Here is a 25,687-nt window from a genome sequence, read left to right as displayed (position 1 = left end):
ACAAGTCTATGGCCCGCTGATTGACTGTGCGATCACTCTGCCTAGCTTTCCGCTTTAAACCACGCAGCTCCGTGCGGTATTAACCGCCCCGCACCGAGCTGAAAATCATGGCTAGCGACGCGACGAGCCAACGGCCTGGCGTTTGTGATACGGATATTTTCCCGGGCTCATGGCACCCCTGCTCGGGAAATTCTGCTTAGTCCGCTAATCTGGCATACCGCTTCGGTTGTCACTGTAGGAATTGGTCAACCTGGGGACGCGTTGAGTTTTCGCCGTTCCTGCGGCTAATAAGATTCTTTGAAGGGGCGCAGGTCAACCTCCTGAGTCCACGCGGACGGAGCCTGCTGGTAAATGTGCCAGTACGTCTGGGCAATCGAGTCGGTGTTTAGCAAACCGTCGCGGCCCGCGCTGGCGAACCTCTCCGGATTGCCACGTTGAAGACGCTCGCCGTCTATCCCGCCATCGATCACCACATGCGCGACGTGTATTCCACGCGGCCCAAACTCCCGCGCCATACTTTGACTGACCATCCTAAGCCCCGCCTTCGCCGCAGCAAATTGCGCAAAGCCTGCCTTCCCGCGCAAGCTCGCAGATGCTCCAGTGAAAATAACCGTGCCACGTCCAAGTGGTCCGAGGTAGTGCGCAGCCTCCTTGCCGACCAGAAAGCCGGCGAAACAGCCAACACGCCAGAATTCCTCGAAAATTTTTGCCGAGACGTCCAGAAACTCCATGCGCTTATTGTTGCCCGCGTTGAAAACGATAAGATCCGGCTTATCGTAGTTCAGGTTCTCAGCAAACGCGTGCTTGAATAGCTTGGCGACATCGTCCTCGTTGGTAGCGTCGGTCAATACAGCTTCCGCGCTCCCTCCCGAAGATTTGATTGCAGCAACAACATGCTCGATTTTCTCCGCGGTACGCCCTGCTACAAAGACATGGTGGCCCTCCTCGGAAAATTTTCTGCAGAGCGCGGCGCCTAGGCCTCGCGCGGCGCCGACACCCACCACCAAGGCGGCTGGCATTCTCATAGCTTCTCCTCATTCCTGGGAAAGTTGCCCGTATTGCCCGTATTGCTCTATTGCTCTATTGCTCTATTGCTCTATTGCTCTATTGCTCTATCAATTCGTGGAAAGCGATGACGGTGGATCCGCAAGAACACACGGCTGCGACGGGCCGATGCTCGACCACCTGACTGAGCTCCGGCATCGAGAGTATCGCCGAAAGTCAGACGGGGTGCATGAGACCAATTCGGTGACCGTCTCTCAAGCTGGTCAGCACAATCGGAGGTGACGCTCATTTAGCGATACCAATCATTTCTTTCAATATCATTTCGTTTCTGCAGGTTTCAGTTTGCCAGGGCAGAATCCGTCCGCAGTTGAGCTTTCGCCCGCCATTCCGAATGTCATATCGAGTAGTGACGTCAAATGTTGGCACGGAATAGCGTTGCGATCGCCCCTTCGACCCTTAACCTCTTACCGAAGCACAATCATGAAATTCAAACTTATCGCACTGCTCCTTAGTTCGTCCATCGGGCTTGCGTCGATGCCTTCGCACGCACAAATTGCCGGCACACAAACGCTTGGCATCACGGTTCAGGAGTCTCAGGCAATTCTGGAAGGATGGAGCGTGAGAAAGTCCATCATCAACAAGCCCGTTTTCAACGAACAGAATCAGCAAGTTGGCGTGATTCATGACATCATCGTCGCGCCCGATCGCTCGGTCTCGTTTGCTATCATTGCGGCCAATCAGTTCTTGGGCGTATCGCAACATGACGTCGCAATCCCGGTGGAGCAACTTGACTTTGTTGGCGGAAAGCTGACTCTCCAAGGCGCGACGAAAACCGCAATCAAGGCGTTGCCGGCCTTTCAATATGCAAAAGTACGCGTGACGCCTGAAGCAAGAGCGGACTTCCCGGACCACCACTAACGCAGAGCGATCTGTCGTTTTAGACTACTTGCGAAAGTGGTCTAAAACGAATGCCGATAATTGCTTCCATACCACGACGCGGCGCACGCCAGCAGTCAATTCGACAGCTATCAGGGTTTCGGGCCGTACTGCATCTCTCCGTTCCCGAATGACCAGTTCTCTTTGTCGACGTCTACCAAACTTATCCAGACATCCTCTTTACGAATACCAGTCCTGTCGTGAATGCCTTGTGCCACGGCACGATAAAAGGCTTTCTTGATGTCCGTACTCCGCCCAGCATTCCACGTCACCTGAATAAAGACGATGTCGGGCGAGTAGGTTATGCCAAGATAGCCGTCGAGCGGGTAGACAAGCTCGTCTCCCGCGTGCCGCGTCACAATCTGGAATTTGTCGTTTTCAGGAACGTTCGCGACGGAGGTCATCGCGCTGTAAATGACGTCTCCGACTGTCCGCACGGTTGCTGCCGTCAAGCTCGACGACACGTCGATTCTTACGAGTGGCACGTCGATTCTCCTAGTACGTTTGGGTTCGCTACCCGGGTCTGCTACCCACTTTACCGTCAGCGTCCAGGCTAATAAATTGCGATTGCGCGAATTGAGTACTCTGTGTTTGTGAACAATTAAATTGACCGCCCATCCGCACCTACCCAAGATTCAACGTCGATATTCGCAAGCTGATTGCACGCGACTTGACTGACCGTCCGCTTTGCTATACTAAACCCTGGAAAAATGAGGGTATACCATGAGCTGGGACGCCGTATGTGAAAGTGTTTGCCCTGTTGCGCGATCTTTAGCGATCGTCGGGGATCGCTGGACTCTCTTGATCATGCGCGAACTGGTGTTGGGAGTTCATCGGTTTGACGAGTTGCAAGCTCAGACCGGTATGTCGTCTCACCTCCTGACCACGCGTCTGAAGCGCCTTGAGGCTGACGGCGTAATCGAGCGACGTCTCTACAATGAGCGTCCGCCGCGGCACGAATACCATCAGACACAAAAGGGGAAAGAGTTGGACCCGATACTCATGGCGTTGCGCTCATGGGGACAAAAGTGGGAACTTGGCGAGGATAGCCAACCCGCCGTAAAACTCGTGCATAAGAAGAGCAAAAAGGTCATCAAGCACCTTTGGGAAGCTCCCAACGGCGGCAAAAACTTTACGTTCGACGACGTCGAGTGCGTCATGAGCGAAGACTTCGCCGCGGAGCGCGAGGAGCGGCGGACTGATTTCCAGAGCGATTAAACTCGCCGATCACATTAGTAGAACGACACCTCGCGTCATCCTCCCAAGAGACGTCGCCACGTCCAGAGAGATCTGTTTTTGTGGCGACCCAGACTGATCGCCATTTCCACGAAAGTTGCAACCTTCGCCGGCTCCGCCAGGAGCACACGCGTCGTTTGCCTCCGGCAATCGCGAGGCACGCGTACGGCCAACCCACACACTTCATAATTTAAAGCTACAATTGGTTCGCTGCCAGTCATACCGGCATCCGGGGAAGGTCCAGATCGAGGGCTCATGTAGCAGGTCAGCAGCTTATGCGGCGATCTGCGTCGGATATCGGTGTCCTCCGGCACAATCGGTTGCGTTCTGGCGGCGAACAATTCTGCTCCGGTTGTCGCTATCGGCAAGACCTCATAGTCCACGAACGAAGGCAAATAATGAACATCCTGTTTGTAGTCAGCAGTGCGGACATTGGTTTTTGGCTGGCCGAGCTTACGCACCCATACTGGCATTTGGCGGAACGTGGACATAAGGTCGATTTCGCCAGCCCCGCCGGCGGAAAAGTGAAAATCGATCCTACGAGCGACCCATACTCGGAGGGGTCGTGGGAAGCGAACGATCTTGTCAGCAAAGGCTTTCTCTCTGACAAAAGCCTCGCTGGTCTCCTGGAATCGACGATCCCGCTCAAAGAGGTACGTCCCGACGATTACGATGCCATACACATTGTTGGTGGCGGCGGCGCAGCGGTGGATCTCTATCCGAACGAGGATGTCGCAAGAATCCTCGAACATTTTTGGTCAGCGAATAAAGTAGTGGGTGCAATCTGTCACGGATCGATTGCACTGGCGAATACTCCCAAACACGTCGTCGGACGGCGGGCGACAGGTTTCTCGCGAGCGGAAGACGCGGAGGTGGAAAAGGTTTACGGCGCCAACTTCATTCCGAATTTCCCGCAGCCAGTTATGGAAAAGGCAGGAATCGAGTTCTTTCACGTCGAACCGTGGGGCCTCCGTGTAGTCGTCGATGGCAAACTCGTGACGGGTCAAAACCAGTTCTCTGCCTCGGAATATGCCATCGCGCTCAACCATGTGTTGGCTGGCGAAACTCCAGTGATAGCCGTCTAAGCAGAAATCCCAATCTGATTCGGTCCGCCCCCGGGAAGGTAGTGAAGCGACCTGGCTGCTCCAAGCGTCGAAAATGGGATCGCTGCGCGCGCAGACCGCTTGCACGATGCCTAGGCGCAAGGCGCCGGTGGGCGTGGGCTATGTCGCTTTGGTAGTAGGCGAAAACTAAAGAATCTATGAATCAGCGACCTGACCTTGTGGCCCTCAACGCGTTTGTCGGCGTCGCGGAAATTGGTGGATTCCGCGCTGCAGCGGAGGTACTTGGGATGACACCGTCAGGCGTTAGCAAGGCAGTCGCGCGACTCGAGAAACGCATTGGCGCGCAACTTATCGCACGTACGACTCGCTCCTTCCAATTGACGGAAGCTGGAGCAACGTTTCATACCCGGTGCAAAGATATCCTCGATCAGCTCGCTCAAGCCGAGCGTGACGCAGCAAGCGGCAAAAGCAATCCGCGACAGCAGATTCGCATCTCGACGCCTGTGGGCTTCGGGCGCCTGCGTGTGGTTCCGCTCATCGCTGAGTACTGTGAACGCTACCGCAGTGTTGACGTCGCGGTCAGGCTTGAGGACCGGCTAGCAGATCTGGATCGCGAACACGTCGATCTGGCTATACGGATCGGAGAGCGGGTAGAGCCCGGACTGGTAGGTATTCGCGTGTCGAGCGCGGCATTCGTTTGCTGCGGCTCACCCGAATATTTGGCATCCGCCGGCACGCCGTCCCACCCTGACGAGCTGCGACGTCATCGCTCCGTCGACTTCGCCGGAGCAGCAGGGACAGACACATTCGAATGGAAATTTGTGCTTGACGGGGTCGTCGAGCAGGCAGCCCAAATCACGCCAAGGCCTACCATAACCGTGGACGACTGCGACGCCTTGGTCGCAGCAGCAGAAGCCGGTGCGGGACTGATCATGGTCCATCGTTACCTAGCGGAGAAATCGATGGGAGCCGGCCGGCTGGTCCCTGTGCTCGCCGAGTATATGGCGCCGCCTGCGCCGATATGGGTCGTTAGTACGGCGGCGTCTCAAGCGTCCAAACCAACACGCGCCATGATCGACTTCCTGAAGCTCAGGCTGCACTCGGATTAGCGTCAGTTCATCGTTCAATGGGAATTGAGGTCGTCACGGCATGGCTAGGACCCGCGCCCCCGAACAACAGCAGAATATCAGCCACCCACTGTCGGTCGCCGAAGGAGAAACATGTCGGATCTAGTTTTACACGAGGGTGTCAGACAGGCGGAGACGATCTTCTTCCTGCTGTTGCTGTTGATCATCGGATTTGGCGCACTGGCACGTCGGCTCGAGATTGCGTATCCGATCGTTCTTGTCGTTGCCGGTGTTCTGATCAGCTTTATCCCCGGGTTGCCAAAGTTCACACTCAATCCCGACATTGTCTTTTTGATGCTCTTGCCGCCGCTTCTTTTCCATGCGGCCTGGCAAACTTCATGGCGAGAATTTCACTACAACATCGTTAGCATTCTGATGCTGGCGATCGGGTTGGTCATCTTCACTGTTCTGGGAGTTGCACTGGCCAGTCTCAGCCTGTTTACGCTGTTCACGTGGCGTACCGGCATTGTCCTCGGCGCAATTGTGGCGCCGACCGATGCGCTCGCGGCTACCTCGATCGCCCGGCGCGTCGGACTATCCGGGCGAGCCACACACGTTCTCGAAGGTGAAAGTCTGGTCAACGATGCCACAGGTCTCCTTGCTCTCGAGTTGGGACTCGCCATCGTCTTAGGTGGGCATACGCCGACGGTCGCACAGGCATCTATGCACTTCGTCTGGTTGACCGTGGCGGGCATCGGCACAGGAGTCGCGGTCGCATGGGTCGTCAGGCAATGCGAGAAATTCCTCGATGACGGTCCAATAGAGATAACCTTAAGCCTCGTCACCCCCTACGTCGCGTACTTTGTCGCGGAGGAGGTCGGCGCCTCTGGCGTGCTCGCTGTTGTCGCTTGCGGACTCTATTTCGGCCGGCACAGTTCAGAATTCTTTTCGCACGGCGTGCGCTTGCAGGCAGTCGCTGTGTGGAAGGCTCTCGATTTCGTTCTGAACGGCCTTGCGTTCGTGTTGATTGGACTGCAACTACCAACGGTCCTCGCAGGCTTGCATCACTACGGGACAGGCGTCCTATTCGCCTATGCATCAGGATTCAGTGCGCTTGTCATCGCTCTACGCCTGATATGGGTCTACCCGGGCGCCTATCTTTCATACGTTATTCGACGCCGGGTGTTCAAGCAGCAAGAACAGCTGCCCTCACTGAAAGCGCTGTTTATTGTAGGTTGGACGGGAATGCGCGGGGTAGTTTCGCTCGCTGCAGCCATGTCACTGCCCGAGTTGATGAGCGACGGCAGGCAGTTCGCCGCACGCGATCTGATTATCTTTTTGACCTTCAGCACCATTCTTGTCACGCTCGTCCTGCAAGGCTTCAGCTTGCCACCTTTGATCCGCCTTCTCGGGTTCAACAAGAAGAGCGAACCCGATCACGAAGAACACGAAGCGCGCCGGCTAATGATAGCTGCCGCACTTGCCCATCTCACGGAGCGCGAAAAACGTCACTCTGACGACCCTGAAATGACCCGGCTACTCCGGAAAATGAAAAGACGGCAACAGAGCCGCCTGATCCTTCTGCGAGCCCAGGCGGACGTCAACGCGAAACCTTTTTCCCATGCCCGCTTTCGCGAGCTCTCTCGCGAGATTTTGAGAATTGAACGCAGTACCGCCATCGCGCTACGAAACGAGGGGAAAATCAACGACATCCTCCTTCGACGCCTGGAGAACGAACTCGATCTCAGCCAGTCACGCATCGACGCCGACTAGACGGCACGACCCCGTAGCGGCCGTCTTTTGCGACGCAACGCATGGAAGTCTAATGTCGTCTATCAAACCTCGTGGCGATGATCCGTGCTGAAAAGTCTCAAGAGGAAGCGTCTACCCACTGCCGTGGCGCTTTCTTAAATTCGGCAGCTCAATTTACCCAGGAGTGGTCATGAAGAGAACAGCATCAGCAAAGTGGAGCGGTGGAATCAAGGACGGCATTGGGAGTATCTCGACACAGACCGGCATCCTCAAGGACGCGCCCTACGGGTTCGCGTCTCGCTTCGAGGGTGGCCCCGGCACCAATCCGGAAGAACTAATCGGCGCTGCTCACGCTGGATGTTTCACCATGGCATTCTCACTGATGCTCACACAAGCGGGGCTAACTGCGGAGAGCATTTCAACGAAAGCAACGGACACTCTCGATAAAGACGGTGAGGGCTTTTCGATTACACAATGCCACCTGGAACTGGAAGCAAAGATTCCGGGCGCGGATCAGGCCACGTTTGAAAAACTGTCGGCGGCGGCTAAAAACGGCTGCCCCGTTTCGAAGTTATTCGCCGGCAACGCTGAGATCACGCTTGACGCTAAACTGATCTCCTGACGCGAGCCGAAGGTGGAAACGTGCGCTGGCTATGGCCGGCGCACGTTTCTCTATCGCGCCGATACTATTCGGGCCAGCGTTGCTTCGCTGCGCTGACCCGTTCCGATCTACTTAGACCCAGCCACCATTGCAGTCAATGGGCTGATTTCCTGAAGGGCCTTGGCAACGCCGGCGCCGTAGGCGGGATCGGCCTTCGTGCAATGTTCTATGTGTAGATCACGAATCGGCTGCGAGACGCCGCTCATCGAGCGCGCTGTATTTTCGAACAGTGCGTGGCGCTGGCCGGGCGTCATTAGCCTGAAGAGATCCCCGGGTTGCGAGAAGTAGTCGTCGTCGACACGATGGTTCCAATGGTCGGCTTTGCCCTCAATCGACAACGGCGGCTCCGCATAGTCCGGCTGCTCTACCCATTCACCTCGCGAGTTCGGATTGTACGAGGTGGCATCGCCCATATTCCCGTCGACACGCATCAAGCCGTCACGATGGTAGCTATGAACGTTCACCGCTGCGCGCGGTGCGTTCACCGGGATCTGATGATGATTCACACTCAGACGATAACGATGCGCATCGCCATAGGAAAACAATCGCCCTTGCAGCATTTTGTCCGGCGAAAAACTGATGCCAGGTACGACATTCGCCGGCGAAAACGCCGCTTGTTCGACATCCGCGAACTGATTGTCCGGATTACGGTTTAGCTCGAAGTAGCCAACTTCGATCAACGGATAGTCACCTCGATGCCAAACCTTGGTCAGGTCGAACGGGTTCAGTCGATAAGAACCCGCATCATCCTCCGGCATAACCTGGACGAACATCTTCCAACGTGGAAAGTCGCCGCGCTCGATCGCTTCGTACAGATCGCGGTGGTGACTTTCCCTATCGACACCAATCAGACTGGTCGCCTCGGCATCGGTGAGATTCTCGATACCTTGCTCAGTCTTGAACGTGAACTTCACCCAATAGCGTTCGCGATCGGCGTTGATGAAGCTGAACGTATGGCTGCCGAAGCCGTGCATATGACGGTACGTTTTCGGGATGCCGCGATCGCTCATGACGACGGTCACCTGGTGCAACGCCTCGGGCAGTTGAGTCCAAAAGTCCCAATTGTTCTCTGCACTGCGCATACCGGTGCGCGGGTCACGCTTGACGGCGTGATTCAGGTCGGGAAATTTCAAAGGGTCACGCAAAAAAAACACCGGCGTGTTGTTTCCCACCAGATCCCAATTGCCCTCCTCCGTGTAGAACTTCATTGCGAAACCACGGATATCGCGCTCCGCATCAGCCGCCCCGCGCTCTCCCGCAACGGTTGAGAAACGCACGAACATTTCAGTCTTCTTCCCAACCTCGGAGAATATTCTCGCCCGTGTGTACTTCGTGATGTCGTGGGTAACGGTGAAAGACCCAAATGCCCCGGAGCCCTTCGCGTGCATTCGGCGCTCGGGTATTACCTCCCGGTCGAAATGCGCTAGCTTTTCGAGAAGCCAGACGTCCTGGAGCAATGCAGGGCCGCGCGCGCCAGCTGTTTGCGTGTTCTGATTGTCCACTACCGGTGCGCCGGCTGCTGTGGTGAGCTTCTTCATGAATATTCCTGCTTACGGGGGTTGTCGGATTGGAACTGCTGTTGTGAATTCTGACCAAGCAGCTATGCGCGTGAGGCTGGAGTCTTCACGGAACACGCGGCTAGATGGCACGCGGGGGCGCTATTCATCCGCTCGCTTCGTGCATAGCGACGAAGACGTTACGCTTGATGAAAGAGATTGTCAGAACGTGGGGCGGATTGAAGACCGCTCGGACACAACGAGCTCTTTGGCCCGACTCAACTGGGGAGTCCGATTCACGTAGATTGCAAGAACGAGGGTGACGACGCCTGGCAACCCACGGTAGAGGTATTCGTTCATCGAGTTGCTCGATGAACGGTGCGAAAGCACAAAGCCCTTCTTCACAGACGGTACGGCAATGCAAACGGCCACCGGCTTCCCGCGGGTTACTTCCCGTCTTTGCGACGGATCCACGAATGCGTACCCTCCAGCACTTCATCGGAAAGCTTCGGATCATCTACGAGCCGGGCGAGTATCACCGCACCAATCATGGCCGCCCAACTACCTATCGCAGCTTCCCGCGTTTCTCGATCAGTGCAGTCAGGTGAAGACCGACTACGGAGTTCGATCTCGTGCCGGATGCCCGCGGTCATGACAGCGCGCGCCTCCGCGGCCTGCCGGATCGCTTCTGCGGCCAGCCCAGCCACCGGACATCCCTGCGCGAGATTGTCACGGTGCCCCGGAGACAGGTAGCTGGCGACGTAGTTGCTCCAGTCTGCCTCTGCGGTATCGGCTTGCTTGAATACGTGCGACAAGGCCTGGACGATCAGATCATCCTTGGATTTGAAATGCCCGTAGAACCCACCATGCGTCAGTCCAGCCGCTTTCATCACGTCCGCGACGGTGACGGATTCGAACCCATGGGCGCGAAACAGCGCACCCGCCGCATCGAGAATCCTCCGTCTGTTCTCGGCAAACTGCTCACGGTTCACTTTCATTAGCGACGCTCTCCAGGAAATCGCTTGACATTGTACATGATGCTCATCATCATATTTTTAGATGACAATCATCATGAATAAATCAAACCAACTTCGGAGAAGTCCATGAGCACCCGTCCCACCACCTTGATCACTGGCGCGTCCACAGGTATCGGTGCTGTTTACGCCGACCGTTTCGCCAAGCGCGGCCACGACCTCGTTCTCGTGGCGCGAGACAGCAGTCGAATGGAAATCCTGGCAGACCGCCTGCGACGCGAAACGGGAGTTTCCGTCGACGTTCTGAAAGCCGATCTGACCAACTCCGCTGAACTTGCAGCAGTCGAAGCACGGTTGCGCGAAGACTCAAGCATCGAGATCCTGGTGAACAACGCCGGTGCCAACGCAAAGGGCAGCTTCGCCGAACAGAGCACCGAAGACGTTGCACAAATCATTAGTTTGAACACCACTGCGTTGACGCGCCTCACAAACGCGGTCACGCCGCGTTTCGCCAAGCAAGGCAAAGGATCCATCGTCAATATCGCGTCAGTGGTGGCACTCGCGCCTGAGTTTGGGCTGACGGTCTACGGTGCGACCAAAGCCTTCGTACTGTTTCTGTCGCAAGGTCTGCACCTGGAGCTAGCTCCGAAGGGGATTTACGTGCAAGCAGTTCTGCCTGCAGCAACAAGAACGGAGATATGGGAGCGCTCCGGCCTTGACGTTAACGCACTGCCGGCCGTTATGGAAGTGGATGAGTTAGTCGACGCCGCATTATTGGGCTACGACAGGCGAGAAAGCATCACTATTCCGCCGCTGCCCGAGGTTGACCAGTGGGATGTATACAATGCGGCGCGAATGGCCATGTTCCCGAACTTTGAGCAGACGCACGCTGCCAAACGCTATCAAGCCGCCTAGCTTGTGGAAGCGGGAAGAGAGAGTAAAACCTCTTCCCGCGTTGAGCCTGCGATTGCCATGGGCTGGAACGAGACGCTCTCAAGTAGCAACGAGCGTTACGCTTATTGAAATTTGAGGGACCGCAAGTTCCAGGACTTGCGGGTTCCTCAAGAAAGCTAGCCTTCGTTCGACGCCTGCTCCGGTATCGGTATGTCATAGGCGTTGAGCAAAACGGATACCAACGAATAGTTCGCAATCAGGAAAGCAAGTTCGGCCGTTCCATCCTTACCAAACGCGTTGATCGACGTTCTGTAGGTAGATTCCGGCAAGGGTCCGCCGGATGCCAGCGCGGAGGCCACGTCGTAAGCAACGCCCTCAGGCTCGGTGAGATCAACGGGCCGCTGACCGGCCACAATTGTCGCTATTTTCTGCGCCGAAAATCCGACAAGCGCAGCGACCCTTTCGTGAGCATAGATTTCGTAGGGCGCTTTATACCTTGCACCCACTACCAGAATTGCAATCTCCTTGATTGTTTTCGGCAAGGTCGTATGCTTGCTCAACGCCATCGTCAATTCCCATGCAGCCGCTCCAAATTGTGGAAAGTGAAGCATAGGATTGAACGGACCGACTAACGCGTCGTCCTCCCGCTTAGCGATGAAGCCTCTAAGGCTGGTCGTAATCACCTGTTCGATGGACGAGTAAAGATTTCGTTGCTCTGGTGTTAAAGAAAGCGGGGGTATTGGACGAAGTCGCACAGAACTCTCCATTGATTGAATTGGTACGCGGTTCAAGGTCTCTTCCTGCCATCCCTGGATGTCGCGGGCACGGTTTCGGCCGTGACTTCTTTTTTGTCCGGCTATTGGAATTGGGAAGGGGTTATCCGATTACTTCCGAGAGTCTTCATTGCAGACATTCGAAGCTATTCCTCGGTGAGGTCAGACAGTGCCTTGTTAACAAGGCCAGCGTGAATCATCGCGGTCGCGTTCGCTGGCCTGGCTCGACTGCAGCGGGGCCGAAAAACAGAATCGCCTCGGCGGATCGCACTTCCGCTCAATGCGCAAGTCCCTGGACGGGCGGCAACCTTCATTTCCCAGACCTGGTCGGGATAGTTGCACATCGTAGGATCACACCAACTGATCGTAGCCGAACGCACACCCGAGCGCCCCAATATCTTGATACTTGCCGCACGGAACGAACACAATCTGCGACGCGAAACCCAGCTGTCCATCGCGCCGCCGTCATTGCCGCATGGAGACACAAATTGTTCGTCGCCCGCCTGAGCGGAAAGCACATTCAGCAATTGGACGGTTTTCAACCACGGATCAAGATGCATCGAGTTTGAAAGCATGACGAAGCTCCTTGGATGATAGGAGATGAGGAAGGTTGATCCGAAGTCTGCAGCATCGTCGTAGTGCGAAGAAGTGAAGTATCGTTAAACTTCGCAAATGTCGGGGGCAATAGGCGCAAACTTCCACGTGATTCGAGTGGACATTGACAACTCCCTGTTAAGTCAAAGAATACGGTCTGCAGTCAGCGCGGCGCATCCAGGCACCGCAATACAGGCGTCGCAACGGCAGCGTGGCTCGGGCCTCGTTCGAAACGGCGCGAAGCGTCCTCTTCCACAAGTGAAGAATGCGAAGAGCTAAACTGCAGCTAAAGCGAACAGCAATCGAAGAAATCAGCGCTGATCCGAGGAATGACTGACTGGGAGGCCGATTACTGCATTTACGCCGAGGTAGGACCCAAAGTTGGACGGTGTTTGATCACATTGTTACGGAAGGTAAGGGGGCGATAAATGTCAATAAGCCAGAACACAATTTACCCAGATTGAATAATCGTTCGCTGGTCCTCGAAGGCTGCAAGTCTCGCGCGTCAGGCGCACAGTGGTGACGCTATCTGTCAAGATGCAGACCGGTCGAAACGATGTGTCCAGTTTTCTGGTTGATCAACCAGACAGCACGAACGTCTCCATGGAAGGTCGACACTCTCGTCGTGATATCGGTAGGCTCGTCGTCGTTGGGGTCTTCGTGCTCACTTCGTTCTGAGAGGTACGGCGGCTCCAAGGTGCATACCAGGGCTATCGCCCAATTCCCATACGAGGTGGAAATTTCGGCCGGCGACACTTTGAGACGTCCTCGCACATTGGTTTTCTGTTTCCCAGAGGTCTTGATCTCAATGGTGTCGAAGGTTTGCACGTATCCCTTCGCGCGAGCCTCTGGAGCGATCGCGAGCCCTCGCCCACTGGATCCGGTGACAGTCTTTCTAAGCACGATGCCATCCGGATGACCATCGTCCGAGAGGGAAACATCCAGAATAAGCTCGTGTTGGCTCCGTCGGTAATGTATTCCGTACGGCACGGGGACGACAAATACGAAGTCATGGGTGAGATCCGGGCGTGTAGACGGTATGTCATGAAGAACACGCCGCAATTGGATGGCCGCGATGTCCTTGAATCGATCGCTGAGTGAGCGCGGTCCCGCATCCATTCCTTCCGCCTGCAGTGCGTTTCTGACTGACACGGGATCGTCACCAACCACTCGATGAATCGACGTAGCGCGGACCGCTGGTTGGCTCGTCGCGTCAAATCTTCCTGCCGAAGCTGCGTCAGCTGGCGCTCCGGAAGCAGCTAACAACCCGGAGCAGCACAGGATGTGAGCAAAGGCCGATACGGTTTTCGAGGTGGAAAAAGTGCGCACGACGATAGCTCCCAAGCGGGACAATCGATTTCATGGAAATTTTTGCGTAATTGGAGCCACAAGCTCACAGCACTAACTAACACGTACCTCTGAGCTCAGCCGTATGACACGCCCCATCTGCCAATGAGCGGCTATCAAACAGTGGTTGGCGCGGGAACTTGGGGGGCGGCAATTTGCGACCACCAGCACCGACTCATTGAGTTTCATGCGCTAGTAGGAATTGGCATCAAACCCGCTTTCGCCAGTTTCACGAGACGGAAATTAGCCTCCTCAATGTTCCTCATAGCGGCAATGGTGAGTTGCCAGTCGTACATCGTTACCAGTTGCTCGAACAAGGCCGCTGAATCCTCCTTCAGTAACCAGATTCCCTCTGCCCTCCCCCGCTCCATTGCATCTTCCAGGGCAAATTGCGCGTCACGATAGAGATCAACTGAAGCCTCGCCAAATCCCTCCAACTGCAGCAGAAACGTCATACACGTCGCACCGGCGAGGTCGTGCAAAAGCTTGGCGCTTCCTTGTCCATTTCGACAAGCGACGAGCGCAAGGTGGCAGGAAAGAGCTACGTCAATTGCGTCTCGCCGTGGCATCGGCAACAGCATTGCCTTGCCGGCATGCCTACGGTTCGATGTCGGATGATTCTGTAGCCAATGTGCGTTAGAAGACATGAGAAAAATTCGAGTAGACAGTTATTATTGAAAATACCCAATAACCTGATTTCGGTTGTTCGCCTCAGACCGGACGCTCGCCGCAACTCCGTCCAAACAATACATCGCGAACATCCGGCGCCAAGCGCGCTCAACCTATTGCAATGAAAGACCCACACCCCGCTGGCCTTTCCACACGAAGCCGTTCACCACCCAGAACAGGAGGTCGAAGTGAGCCGATCTTGCACGGCCCGAATCGCCTTCCGCCCGAGGGCACGGCTCCTACTTTCTATACGGTCAATACCGGATTCTTACCAAACAACAGATGATTGAACTGGATCGAATACTCCGACGCTGACTGCTGGTTCTGTCCTGTGACGAGTTGGCCGTCAACCACCACTCTCACCCCTTGAGGCTCGACGTTGACGAACTCAATGCCGGCCTTTTCCATCACCGGCTGCGGGTAATTCGGCACGAACTGAGGACCGTACAAGGCCTCAGCTTCGATGTCCTCCTTCAGCGTGAAGCCCGTTGCGCGCCGCCCTGCAACTCGGTCCGGATTATTGGCAAGCGCGATCGAGCCGTGACAGATCAACCCCACGACCTTACCGGCTGCCCAAAAATGTTCCAGAATTCTTGCCACCTGATCGTTCGGAAACAGATCAACCGCAGCCCCAGTTCCACCCGCGACGTGCACCGCGTCGTACTCCTCCGGCCGAACGGCATTCAGCGAAATCGTCGTCTCAAGTTTGGCGACTAGATTTTTGTCCGACAAAAAGCCTTTGCTAACGAGGTCGTTGGCCTCAAACGAACCTTCCGCGAACGGATCGCTTAGGTGGTCCCACGTGATCTTGCCGCCGGCAGGGCTGGCGAAATGGACTTCGCTGCCCCTTTCAGTCAGATGCCAATAAGGCCGGGTAACCTCAGCGAGCCAAGTGCCACGGGCCGAACTGGTTATGATAAAAAGAATCTTCATGGCTTTTCCCAGAATATAAATTTAAGAGGATCAACCGCGGCAACGCTCGCGGCGGATCCAGACAAAAACCCTCGATTACTTCTTTATTTGAAGGCACAAAAGATGAGCGAAGGTGCACCGGCCTGAATTCGAACCGATCCGCCGAAAAGTAATTTAATGCGTTAATCGTCCCGGATTCGTGTGCTAGCGCCTAGCGAGCCGGGCTCTAGCCCTCAGCAGTGCAGTACCGCACGTAACGCCGCGCAAGCCTGCATTAACGCAGCTCGCGATGCGGGTGTCTCCGCAAGATCATCAAGGCTGATGAAATCATGGATGGTTCCGAGGTAACGCGTGGCGGTGACTTCCACGCCGGCCTGCATGAGCTTCTTCGCGTACTGTTCGCCCTGATCCCGAACGACGTCGTTTTCCGCGGTGATCACCAGCGCAGCAGGAAGACCTTCAAGCTCGGTAAAGTTGGCATTCAACGGCAGCGCGCTGAGGTCATCGTGGGAGCCCGGCGGAAATTGCGCGCTGATGAGTGCCCTCATCGCTTTCCCCGTGATCCACGGACCGTTTTCAAACTCCTGATACGAGTTGCTCTCCGTGCTTGCCGACATGACGGGATAGAACATGACTTGCAGCGCAATGGCAGGGCCACGCCGGCTCTTTGCCAGAATGGCAACTGCAGCCACCATGTTGCCTCCTGCCCCGTCACCGACCAACGCCACCGACGTAGGATCGAGTGCCAATGCCGCAGCATGCGCGACCACATAAGTCATGGCGGCATAGGCTTCTTCGTTCTGGCGTGGAAACACCGCTTCCGGCGAATGGCTATAGTCGACGAACACGACCGCAACGTCGGAGGCAATCGCGATCTCACGGATCAACCTGTCATGTGTATGACGGTCGCCGACGAGCCATCCCCCACCGTGGAAATACATGACGATGGGCATAGGTCGTGTCGCACCGGTGGGGCGCGCTATGCGAACGGTCACCGATCCGGTAGGCCCGGTGGGCAAGTTCAGGTCATCGACAATCACGGAGGATTCGTGCTGCGATTTGCCCTGAAGCCTGGCAAACGCCTCACGTGCGTCGGCAGGCTGCCGTAGATAAAAGATCTCATCGCCCGAGTTGACCTGAGCATCAACGAAACTCTGCACGTCGACGTCAAGAACAGGGTGAGCCGAATACGGCGTTAGTAAAGGTTGCGTACTGACCGATGGCTTAGTCGAATTGGCGTCGTGCGTTTTCATGATGATTCTTGCGTAAGCTTGCGTTGACCCGCGATAACCATCCCCACGATGCCCGCCGCCTTTTCGCGGAGGCCGTTCTCGCAAAATCAAATGACTATCGGAGAACCATCTTGAGTGGAATGATTGCGCACCAGGCCTTCATTGTGGTCAAGACGGTCGTCAGATGTAAGTTAAGCTTTGCAAAGGGTTGTTAATGCGGAGCACATCGCGCCCGCCGGCCGCCAATCTGCTCTGTTACGAAGAAAACAGGCGCAGTAATGCATCCGCTTCCTGCACGTCAGCCGAATCGTCGTCCTCAGTGAATACCCTGCGCGCGGTGCAGAGCGTCGCCCTCGCGGCGGCAACCTCAGCCTTGTCCCGTTGCACTGCCGCGAGGGTGGTCGCGATCCGCAGTGTCCAGGCATGTGCGCCCTGCGCGATCGCGACCTCATGTGCAGCCGCGAGTCGTGCCTCAACGTCCTCGCTAACGTTACAGACCCGTAGCGCCTCTCGCCGCAGCAACTCAGCGCGGCACCAGATAGCTTCATCTGACCTTCGCAGAGCGCTCAGGGCCGCTATGGACGATTCATCGCCCAAGGTGGCGAAAATCTCCATTTGATAGATGGTGGCGGACCGGACGTCCAAGGGCACGCCATTCATGATGCACTCGAAACCGTCTGCCCAAGTGTCCCAAAACCGCAAGCCGTTCTGCCGAGTCCGGCTTCGGAGAATGTCGAGTACTTCAAGGCCGAATTCCCTGTCGCCACACCATAGAGCAACCGGCAACGCGCCCATCGTAAGACAAAAGCAGATCGAGAGATCGTGTCCAACTTCAACAGACTCGGCCACCGCCTTCCTGGCCAAAGCAAGCGCCGGCATGCTCCGTCCCTTCAGCCAAAGCAGACGCATCTCCAGCGTCCAGGCGGCAATTCGCCCGTCCATTTGCGCCGCGTTTGCGTGTCCGGCTCTGACAGGATTTGCGCCGTCGACAGACAGCACGTCTTCGATCAGGGCGAGGGACTCGTCCAGTTGACCGAGCCGCTCAAGTGACAAGGCAAGTGTGTGCTTCGCTGTCTGGGTCGTAGAAAGTTGCAACGACGCAGCGCCTAGGCGCTGATAGGCCCGGGTGATTTCAAGGCTTTGGGCGTATTGCCCGCTCTGGAGCTTTTGGGACCACATTCCCCACATGCAACGCATATCGATCTCGGCGTCCCCTATCCCCTTCGCTTGCGCAAGACCCTCGCCGAATGCATCGGCCATCGCCTGAATAGGGCCGCGTGTGTGCCATATCGCGTGGCCATAGGCGATCAACAATTGCACGTGGTCAATCGAGCCGGCCAGACCCGCGCGCTGCACGGCTTCGATGCCGCGCTCCGCGAGTCTCATGAACTCGAAAGGCAAGGACAATTGAAACCAGAGCGGCGATGTCACTGCCGCGATCCTCACTGCGAGATTGGGATCACCGTCGGGTGATGCCGCCCAATCGAATGCGGCCCGCACGTCGTCAATCGTCGCACTATGCATGACGGTCGATTCGCGCTGCGCGCTACCTTCCCACGCAGGGCCCGGATCGACGAAGAGAGAGCACAGGTACAGCGCATGCCGCTCCTGAACACAACCCACCGCGTTGTCTTCCGATAGCTTGTCGAAGGCGTAATGTCGCGTGGTTTCGAGTAACCGGTACGTCGTCGATCCCCGCTCCGAATCGCTAACCAGCAGGGATTTGGCGACCAGATCAGCCGCGGCGTCAACCACCACCAGGTCACCGATTTGCGGGTCATTCGCGACCGCAATGGCCGCATCGATGTCGAACGCTGAGCGAAACAGCGACAGCCGGTTTAGAACGGTCTGAGTACTGGGTTCGAGCAGCGCATAACTCCAGTCCAGCATCGCTCTTAGCGTTTGCTGACGCGGCAGCGCATTCCTGCGCCCGCGCGTGAGCAGCGCAAATCGGTCCACGAGTCGGGCAGCGAGGGTTTGGGCATCCATGGAAGCAATGCGCGCAGCGGCCATTTCGATCGCCAACGGGATGCCGTCAAGTTGCCGGCAGATATCACGAACCGCCGCGACGTTTGCCTCTGATAGCTGAAAGCAGTCATGCGCGGCCACCGCCCGTTCGACGAAAAGCGCAACCGCCGCGAATTCAAGCGCCTCGGCCACGGTCAGCGATGAGTCTTTGTCCGGCAGTGCGAGCGATGCCAGCCGATGGACCCATTCGCCTTCCGCCCGAAGTGGTTCGCGACTTGTAATGAGCAGCCGCAAGTTACTGGTTCCACGCAACAGTCGCTCGACCAGCGTGGTAACGGTATCGACCAGGTGCTCGCAGTTGTCCAATACCATGAGGATGGACTGTTCGCCGATGGCGACAACCAGTTCAGGAATTGGATCGTCGGTCGAGACCGGAACGCCCATTGCAAGCGCAATGGTGCTGGCCGCGCGCGACGGACTCGTGACCGGCGCGAAGTCGACAAAGTATGCCTTGGACGACGTCATCGCTTCGAAGCGATGCCCAATGCCGAGCGCAACTGTCGTTTTGCCAATCCCGCCGGCCCCCGCGATCGTCATCAGGCGTCGATCACTAAGTGATGTGGAAAGGCCGTCGATCACGGCGTCCCGGCCGACGATGCGACCCACGAGAATTGGCAGCCCTGACCGGCCCGTTGATTGCGCCGCCGGTCTGTCCACACTCTCCGCAATTACCTGCTTTTCGACCGGTACCGCAAGTCTGTAGCCGCGTCCCATTTCATTCACGATCAGCCGCGCTCCATCGCGGCCATCATCGAGCGCCTTGCGTAAAATGGACATATGCACGCGAAGCGAACCTTCGTCGACGATGGTATTCGGCCAAACCTTTGTTACCAGCGTCTGCGTGCTGACGAGTTCACCGAGCGCCTCCACGATCGTCACGAGAATATCCAGAGCGCGGCTACCCAGTTTGATCTCAACGCCATCGCGTGACAGCGTACGTTGCGGGAAATCCAGTCTGAATGGACCAAATGCGAAAGCGTATTGTCGAGTCATGGTGTTGCCTACAGGATGCCGCTACGCGAACGGTGTTGAGGCGTGGAGCACGTTGCCTCGTCCGTCGCCTCAGTTTGCCGAGGCCGGCACAATTGCCCGATCCAGCAAGAATCGGCTTGCACAAATGGGCTTATCCGCGACAGAAAGCCTACTGCAAGTTCGCCATCCGCCGGCGAGCCTAATACTTCTTGACCGGTTTGGGGGATCAATGCAAGTACGTGCAATACGCGATGATCGACTCTCCTTAGCCTTGCATCGGGAGAGTGATTAACGGCTCGCGGACGGCTCGTATGCGAGCCATATCGCCGGACTTCGCGCCAGCACCCGGCTTTCACTCACTTCGAGTCTTACGGGATTGTGGCCTGGTGAAATGATGAGATAAATGTCTACAGATCAGAACACAATTCATCCAAGATGAACAATCGGATAGCTTATTCGGCTCCGTGAATCGCCTCTTCCTTCCGAGGCGCGGTGCGTGCACTGTCGGGAGCGATCGTTTGATGCGCCGCGCAGAACTCAGCAATCTGGTCGCGAAGCCACGCTCTCGCAGGGTGTGCATGAGTACGGTCATGCCAAACCATTGCAATTTTGAAGCCAGGTACGGCAATGGGCGGCTTGAAGATGTCGACACGATCGGCGTAACGCTCGACAAGCCGTTGCGGGGCGAGTGCCAGAAGATCGCTCCTCGATACCGCCTCGATCAGGAACACGAACGAGGACACCGCAAAGGCGACCTGCCGGGTGAGGCCAACCGCGGCCAATGCTTCGTCGGTCGGGCCAGTGAAGCCTTGGGCGCGCGGCGACACGATAATATGACTTGCCGCCATGAACCGGTCGATGGGCATGAAGCCGCGCTCCACGGTATGTCTACGCGCGATCCCGATATAACGTTCGCTCAGTACGTCGAGCCTCCGCAAGTCACGCCCTCCCACGTCCTCTGACTCTACGAGTGCGACATCCGCGTCGCCACGCTCCAGTTCCGCACCCACGAGCCGAACGTCGCCTAACCTGACCATGACCCGGAGTCCCGGCGCGCGGCAACTCAGTTGCAACAGAAAGGGAAGCAGAATGGCGACCTGCATGTAATCACTGGCGGCTATCGAGAATGTCATGTTTGCATTCGCCGGATCGAACGTCTGCGCCCGATTCACGAGGGCGCGCGCCTGATCGAGAGCGAGCCGCAGTGGAACCCCCAGATCGGAGGCCATAGCGGTGGGTAACATGCCCCTGGAAGTCGGGATCAAAAGCGGGTCGCCAAAGATCGCTCGAAGTCTCGACAACTGAGCGCTCAGCGCGGGCTGGCTGAGGTTGAGACGCTTGGCTGCACGCGTGACGTTAAGTTCGGCGAGGAGCGCCTCAAGTGCCAGCAGCAGATTTAAGTCAAGCCTCTTGTCGTCCATTTTTTATACCTGCATGGTCAGAATTGAATTGCCTTCGCCCGACGCCCAAGACACATTCTGCGTTTCGCAAGTGTCACGGATACGAACACCTGACGCCATTTGAGGACAACGCCCTTCAACAGTTGCCGCCGACAACTTGGGGCCACCATAAAGCACGGAACGCCTTGCCGATAACTGCGCTCAGGATTGGATGTCGGTACGATGAGCGGCGAATCCGATCTGTCCAGGTGCGATGTCGGAGCGTAGCGTCAACGCTGGAATGTCGTAGTCCCCGCCGTTCTGCGGCCGAAATGGAATGGGCTCTGTGCTCCAGAACTCGTCCACCCGTTTTCCTAGCGAATCTGTGAGCGACGCATAGTGCTCGGCATCCACCCGCCCCTGACCGATCTTGTACGCAACGAATGGCGGCAAGACGTCAAAGCCCGGGTAGTAGAGAATGCCGTGCTGAATCGGGAACAGGAGGTCCTCCATAGGCCCGTTGACACCGCGCTGACTGTAGTGAGATGCCCATCCGCCCGCTGTCACAAGCAACATAGCCCGCTTCCCGACCATCTTGCCCTCGCCGAAACGATCACCCCAGCGCTTATCGGAGTGCTCGCCGATGCCGTACGCAAACGAATAGGCATAGACGCGCTCGACCCACCCCTTCATGATCGCGGGCATCGAATACCAGTAAAGCGGAAACTGCATGACTACCGCGTCTGCCCACACGAGCTTCTCTTGCTCGCGAGTAATGTCCGCGGTCTGCTGCCCTCCGGCATAGGCGCGTCCGGAATCGCGCATCGCGTCGAAAGGTGCGCCGGGCTCGCGATTGAGGAAGTCATCTGCGTCCAATACCGGCTTCCATTTCATGGCGTACAAGTCTGATACCTGTACGGTGTGGCCGCCACTGTCAAAACGCTTGACCATAAAATCCAGTAGCGAACCATTCAGCGAGGTCGGCTCGGGGTGCGCATAGACGATAAGGACGTTCATATATAACCCGATTAAGTTGACTATGCTCGGCAGCGTATAACCTGAACTGGTATAAATGAAATGAATTCGCCTAATATCAGGTATAGCTATGCACAATTTCCATCGACTCGATCTGAACCTTCTGGTCACGCTCGACGTGCTGCTCAGCGAACGAAACGTGACGCGGGCCGCAGCGCGGCTCAATCTGTCGCAACCGTCGGTCAGCGTTCAGCTCGGCAAGTTGCGTGAGGCCTTCGATGATCCGTTGCTATTGCCGGGAGCTAGAGGTATGTTGCCGACCCCTCGCGCCGACGAATTGCGCGAGCCTTTACGAAACGCGCTGGAAACCATAAAACGCGCGGTTATGGCAAGTGATCCGTTCGACCCGGCATCCGCCACGAATACATGGCGGGTAGCGGCAGCTGACTACGGAGAACTGGCCGTTCTGCTTCCAACACTACGACGCCTTCGGGAGCGTGCTCCGGGAACGCGGCTGGCTGTCGTAGAAGGCCAGCCTGCGCGAATCGCCAAGCGCGCAGAGGACGGCGAAATCGATCTCAGCCTGCAAACCATGGATTCCGTTCCGCAGGGACTGCGAGCGCAAAAACTCTTCGATGAAAACTACGTGCTGGTTGGCCGCCCCGGACATCCACAGCTTGGTCGCAGGCCTACCATCAAGCAGTTCTGCTCGATGGAGCACGTGGTCATTTCTCCTACCGGTGGCGGCTTCGTAGGCGTCACCGATGCAGTCCTGGAGGCGGCAGGGCTATCGCGTCGGGTTGTGCTCTCGGTGCCGCACTTCCTGGTTGCCATCTCCGTGGTCAAAACGACCGACCTAGTAGCGATGCTGCCGGCAAGACTCGTTCGCGCGGAGCCGGCATTGAAACAGGTCAAGGCACCGGTCGACGTACCAGGCTACGCCATGGGCATGGTATGGCACGAGCGCTCGCATCGAGATCCTTCGCATCAATGGTTGCGCGAGCAGATCGTCGAAGCGGTCGCACGCGATCCAGAAGTCGACACGTAGTCCGCAAATCTGCGCGCGCTCTAAAGTAAAGTCGCCATTTTCTTCTAATTTCTTCAAATATTGAAGCCGGTCCTCAGTGAAGTCAAGTAGCGCCGCATGTGTGCCGCAGTGCTTCTCATGATCCGTTGACGGCAATACTACCTGCGTGGAGGCACGGAACCGAGAGCGCTTTTGTGACAAAAGAATTGCCGCTCAGCGAACGATGACGCACGTTCTCCAAGGGGCAGCGACTCATTCTGGCTTTGTCTGAACGACACATCTGGACACACCAGGTATATTTTTACGCCTTCTGTCCTAGCTGCAACGCCTTGAATAGCGGCCATAACAACCATTAATACCATTTAACTCGACGTTCTTTCTCGACCGCACGAACATGGCAACAAGGGGACTCAAACAGGCACGGTGCCGCACGTCCCCGCAGTTACCGCGTTCGCATCCGGTCTGGAAACAGGCCCACTTGGAGAATAGCCATGGATCGCCTAAAGGCACTTGAGGTCTTCAAAGCCATCGTCGAGCACAAAGGATTTTCACGCGGAGCCGATGCGTTGAATGTCTCCCGATCAATCGCCACTCGCGTGGTGCAAAGTCTGGAGACGGAATTGGGAGCGCGACTTTTTGTGCGCAGCACCCGAAAAGTGTCGCTAACTCCGTTCGGGCAGTGTTTTTTCGAGCGCGCAACCGCAGTGATCGGCTCCTATGAAGAACTAGCTTTCATGGGAAAGCAGAACTCGACGGACGCGTGCGGCAGCGTGCGAATCGACGCACCCGCGCTGTTCGGACTGCAGCGTCTAGGCGGTATGCTCGCCATGTTCATGAAAGACAATCCCAACATTGACGTCGATCTCCACGCTAACGATAACGGCGTCGACGCCCTTAGCGACCTCGCCGATCTTGCGATCTCGGTCGATCGTGCCGCACCTGAAAACCTGATCGCCCGCCCCCTGAGGCCATTGACGACAGGACTGTACGCAAGCCAAGCCTATCTCGACCGCGTCGGAGTCCCTCAGCACCCACGCGACGTCGCTCCGGGAGACTGGATGGTGCTTGCCGGCCGGACAACGTGCGGCGAGTTCGAGTTACTCGAACATTCGAGCTCAAACCGGTTTCTGACTCCGAGGAATGGGGCAATGCGGGCTAATAACCCTGACGCACTGATTGGCGCGGCTATACATGGTGCGGGTGTAGCGCTTGTGCCATCGCGCTTCGCACAGAAAGCTCATCTAGTACCGGTTCTGCCCGGATGGTCGTCAAGGCCGCTCGAAGTTCATCTGCTTTATCGACCCCGCCGACTCGAGCCGATGCGCGTGCGAAAACTTATCGACTACCTCACCGACGAGTTCGCTTATGACCCGGCGAGTGACTACCCCACTCAAGAATCGCTTGCGATTCACACGACACGTGCAGGCCGTCCGATGGCATCTGACAGGCTGATGGCTGCCTGAAGCATCTCCGCCCAGCAGTCTGGCCGAGTCAGCGAAGATCGCGCTGCTTCCCCATCTGATTCAAAAAGCAAAGGCCGGCGCCTTGCTGGCTGTACCATCCAGTGCCCCTCGCTTCGCGCCCGCCCACCGATTTCCCGAAAAAAACAGAACGACGTGACAAGACGCATCCGGGAGCCCCGATCTCCCAGATCCTGTCGTGCCTGCTCCGCGGCGACCCGTTCTCTATCACGCCGTCAAGGTCTTTCATAGCCCTTATGCCGAAGGCTCGCGTACACAGAGTCGGCGCGGCGCGGCACGCCTCGGCGAAAAGCTATAATATGCATGGATAGTAGCTATTTTCGCGATGCCTTCAAATTAGGCAGCCACGCACCGTCACAGTGCAGAATTGCTGGATTTTGCAGCTCCAGGGTGAGCTTGCGAAGATGCAAAGTGAGCAGCGAGATTCATCGGGAAGGGAAATATCATGAGTTGGGATGAAACGTCGGAGAGCCTATGCCAAATCGCGCGTGGGCTGTCGGTGTTCGGGGATCGTTGGACGCTCCTGATCATGAGAGAAATCAGCATGGGCGTGCGGCGCTTCGAGGACATCCAGGCTCAGACGGGTATGTCTTCGAACCTGCTGGCCATGCGCCTGAAACGCCTCGAGGAAGACGAAATCATCGAGCGTCGACAGTACAGTACGCATTCAAACCGGTTCGAGTACTACGCAACCCCGAAGGGCAAAGAGTTGGACGGTGTGCTGCTCGCCATTCGCGCGTGGGCTTTGCGTTGGGGCGGGTTCCCGCCGGGCGCGGAGCCAGCAGTCGGGCTCGTTTACAGAAAAACGGGCGAGACGATCGATGCGCTGTGGCAGGTTCCCCGAAGCAAAAAGCCATTTTCATTCTCCGACACAGTCAGCACGATCAGCGATGGCTTTGCAAAGGAACGGGAAGCAAGGGCTGCGGCGTTCAAGGCCAGCCGATTGAAGAGCGCGGACACGCCAGCACGAAAATCGAGAGTGGCAGCAAAACCTGCGCCGAAAAGGAAAACCGACACGTCTGGTACGCCACGTCTTAAGCTCGCCAAGCCAGCAGCCAAAGAAGCTGACGCAACCGCCGCCAAGACGCCAGCGAGAAAAAAAGTGACTTCGGTCAAGAAGGCATCGAAAGCAGCCTGACCAGTTCGGATCTCCTCCAGGCTGCTCGAGCCACATCAAGTTGTGCTGCAAAACCGATTGTGGTCCGAAGGGCGG

The 25,687-nt window shown here is 56.8% G+C and carries 23 protein-coding genes; 10 read left to right on the top strand and 13 right to left on the bottom strand.

Features of this window, described 5'->3' with window-relative positions; all coding sequences use genetic code 11:
* Positions 1-284: 284 nt before the first annotated feature.
* Positions 285-1,025 (bottom strand): SDR family NAD(P)-dependent oxidoreductase, encoded by a 741-nt coding sequence (locus B0G73_RS19310; protein ID WP_106282908.1) that lies wholly within the window; start codon positions 1,023-1,025, stop codon positions 285-287.
* Between the two features lie 460 nt (positions 1,026-1,485).
* Between B0G73_RS19310 and B0G73_RS19305 the strand changes: the two genes are divergently transcribed.
* The gene (locus B0G73_RS19305; RefSeq protein WP_106282907.1) at positions 1,486-1,923 is read left to right on the top strand and encodes a PRC-barrel domain-containing protein; all 438 of its coding nucleotides are present in this window, start codon (positions 1,486-1,488) and stop codon (positions 1,921-1,923) included.
* Between the two features lie 110 nt (positions 1,924-2,033).
* Here the strand turns inward: B0G73_RS19305 and B0G73_RS19300 are convergent, their stop codons facing one another.
* The gene (locus B0G73_RS19300) at positions 2,034-2,426 is read right to left on the bottom strand and encodes a tautomerase family protein (RefSeq protein WP_106282906.1); all 393 of its coding nucleotides are present in this window, start codon (positions 2,424-2,426) and stop codon (positions 2,034-2,036) included.
* Positions 2,427-2,664: 238 nt separating this feature from the next.
* Between B0G73_RS19300 and B0G73_RS19295 the strand changes: the two genes are divergently transcribed.
* The 5 genes from B0G73_RS19295 to B0G73_RS19275 all read left to right on the top strand — a co-directional run bounded on the left by B0G73_RS19295 (position 2,665) and on the right by B0G73_RS19275 (position 7,682).
* Positions 2,665-3,159: a helix-turn-helix domain-containing protein gene (locus B0G73_RS19295; protein ID WP_106282905.1), complete on the top strand. Its 495-nt coding sequence runs from the start codon at positions 2,665-2,667 to the stop codon at positions 3,157-3,159.
* Between the two features lie 416 nt (positions 3,160-3,575).
* Positions 3,576-4,262 (top strand): type 1 glutamine amidotransferase domain-containing protein, encoded by a 687-nt coding sequence (locus B0G73_RS19290; RefSeq protein WP_181196589.1) that lies wholly within the window; start codon positions 3,576-3,578, stop codon positions 4,260-4,262.
* A 176-nt stretch (positions 4,263-4,438) separates the two neighbouring features.
* The gene (locus tag B0G73_RS19285; protein WP_106282903.1) at positions 4,439-5,350 is read left to right on the top strand and encodes a LysR family transcriptional regulator; all 912 of its coding nucleotides are present in this window, start codon (positions 4,439-4,441) and stop codon (positions 5,348-5,350) included.
* 111 nt (positions 5,351-5,461) lie between these two features.
* On the top strand, positions 5,462-7,081 hold the full coding sequence (locus B0G73_RS19280; RefSeq protein ID WP_106282902.1) for a Na+/H+ antiporter: 1,620 nt from the start codon (positions 5,462-5,464) through the stop codon (positions 7,079-7,081).
* A gap of 169 nt (positions 7,082-7,250) precedes the next feature.
* Positions 7,251-7,682: an OsmC family protein gene (locus tag B0G73_RS19275; RefSeq protein WP_106282901.1), complete on the top strand. Its 432-nt coding sequence runs from the start codon at positions 7,251-7,253 to the stop codon at positions 7,680-7,682.
* 107 nt (positions 7,683-7,789) lie between these two features.
* On the opposite strand, the gene B0G73_RS19270 is transcribed toward B0G73_RS19275, so the two are convergent.
* Both B0G73_RS19270 and B0G73_RS19265 read right to left on the bottom strand, forming a co-directional pair.
* Positions 7,790-9,259: a catalase gene (locus B0G73_RS19270; protein WP_106282900.1), complete on the bottom strand. Its 1,470-nt coding sequence runs from the start codon at positions 9,257-9,259 to the stop codon at positions 7,790-7,792.
* 404 nt (positions 9,260-9,663) lie between these two features.
* On the bottom strand, positions 9,664-10,215 hold the full coding sequence (locus B0G73_RS19265) for a TetR/AcrR family transcriptional regulator (RefSeq protein WP_106282899.1): 552 nt from the start codon (positions 10,213-10,215) through the stop codon (positions 9,664-9,666).
* A 105-nt stretch (positions 10,216-10,320) separates the two neighbouring features.
* Between B0G73_RS19265 and B0G73_RS19260 the strand changes: the two genes are divergently transcribed.
* Positions 10,321-11,106, top strand: a complete 786-nt coding sequence (locus B0G73_RS19260) for an SDR family oxidoreductase (protein WP_106282898.1) — start codon at positions 10,321-10,323, stop codon at positions 11,104-11,106.
* A 155-nt stretch (positions 11,107-11,261) separates the two neighbouring features.
* On the opposite strand, the gene B0G73_RS19255 is transcribed toward B0G73_RS19260, so the two are convergent.
* The 9 genes from B0G73_RS19255 to B0G73_RS19215 form a co-directional block, all read right to left on the bottom strand.
* Positions 11,262-11,876, bottom strand: a complete 615-nt coding sequence (locus tag B0G73_RS19255; RefSeq protein WP_258193368.1) for a carboxymuconolactone decarboxylase family protein — start codon at positions 11,874-11,876, stop codon at positions 11,262-11,264.
* A gap of 128 nt (positions 11,877-12,004) precedes the next feature.
* The gene (locus tag B0G73_RS19250) at positions 12,005-12,433 is read right to left on the bottom strand and encodes a DUF3331 domain-containing protein (protein ID WP_106282897.1); all 429 of its coding nucleotides are present in this window, start codon (positions 12,431-12,433) and stop codon (positions 12,005-12,007) included.
* A 544-nt stretch (positions 12,434-12,977) separates the two neighbouring features.
* Complete coding sequence (locus B0G73_RS19245; protein WP_146144204.1) at positions 12,978-13,781, bottom strand: hypothetical protein; 804 nt, start codon at positions 13,779-13,781, stop codon at positions 12,978-12,980.
* 203 nt (positions 13,782-13,984) lie between these two features.
* Positions 13,985-14,254: a hypothetical protein gene (locus B0G73_RS19240; RefSeq protein ID WP_146144203.1), complete on the bottom strand. Its 270-nt coding sequence runs from the start codon at positions 14,252-14,254 to the stop codon at positions 13,985-13,987.
* 460 nt (positions 14,255-14,714) lie between these two features.
* A complete protein-coding gene (locus B0G73_RS19235) occupies positions 14,715-15,401 on the bottom strand; it encodes a type 1 glutamine amidotransferase domain-containing protein (RefSeq protein ID WP_106282894.1) in 687 nt (228 codons plus the stop codon).
* Positions 15,402-15,613: 212 nt separating this feature from the next.
* Entirely contained in the window at positions 15,614-16,633 is a 1,020-nt protein-coding gene (locus B0G73_RS19230; protein ID WP_106282893.1) for an alpha/beta hydrolase, read from the bottom strand.
* A gap of 234 nt (positions 16,634-16,867) precedes the next feature.
* On the bottom strand, positions 16,868-19,633 hold the full coding sequence (locus B0G73_RS19225; protein ID WP_106282892.1) for a winged helix-turn-helix domain-containing protein: 2,766 nt from the start codon (positions 19,631-19,633) through the stop codon (positions 16,868-16,870).
* A gap of 431 nt (positions 19,634-20,064) precedes the next feature.
* Complete coding sequence (locus B0G73_RS19220; RefSeq protein WP_106282891.1) at positions 20,065-21,033, bottom strand: LysR family transcriptional regulator; 969 nt, start codon at positions 21,031-21,033, stop codon at positions 20,065-20,067.
* A 180-nt stretch (positions 21,034-21,213) separates the two neighbouring features.
* Entirely contained in the window at positions 21,214-22,008 is a 795-nt protein-coding gene (locus B0G73_RS19215) for an NAD(P)H-dependent oxidoreductase (protein WP_106282890.1), read from the bottom strand.
* 88 nt (positions 22,009-22,096) lie between these two features.
* Between B0G73_RS19215 and B0G73_RS19210 the strand changes: the two genes are divergently transcribed.
* The 3 genes from B0G73_RS19210 to B0G73_RS19195 all read left to right on the top strand — a co-directional run bounded on the left by B0G73_RS19210 (position 22,097) and on the right by B0G73_RS19195 (position 25,612).
* Positions 22,097-23,014 (top strand): LysR family transcriptional regulator, encoded by a 918-nt coding sequence (locus B0G73_RS19210; RefSeq protein WP_106282889.1) that lies wholly within the window; start codon positions 22,097-22,099, stop codon positions 23,012-23,014.
* Positions 23,015-23,484: 470 nt separating this feature from the next.
* On the top strand, positions 23,485-24,456 hold the full coding sequence (locus tag B0G73_RS19205; protein ID WP_106282888.1) for a LysR family transcriptional regulator: 972 nt from the start codon (positions 23,485-23,487) through the stop codon (positions 24,454-24,456).
* Positions 24,457-24,919: 463 nt separating this feature from the next.
* Positions 24,920-25,612: a helix-turn-helix domain-containing protein gene (locus B0G73_RS19195; protein WP_106282886.1), complete on the top strand. Its 693-nt coding sequence runs from the start codon at positions 24,920-24,922 to the stop codon at positions 25,610-25,612.
* The last annotated feature ends 75 nt before the right edge of the window (positions 25,613-25,687 follow it).

Source organism: Paraburkholderia sp. BL25I1N1 (assembly GCF_003002025.1).
Lineage (GTDB): Bacteria > Pseudomonadota > Gammaproteobacteria > Burkholderiales > Burkholderiaceae > Paraburkholderia.
Note: the sequence above shows the minus strand (reverse complement) of the source record. Positions and strands in the feature narration are given on the sequence as shown.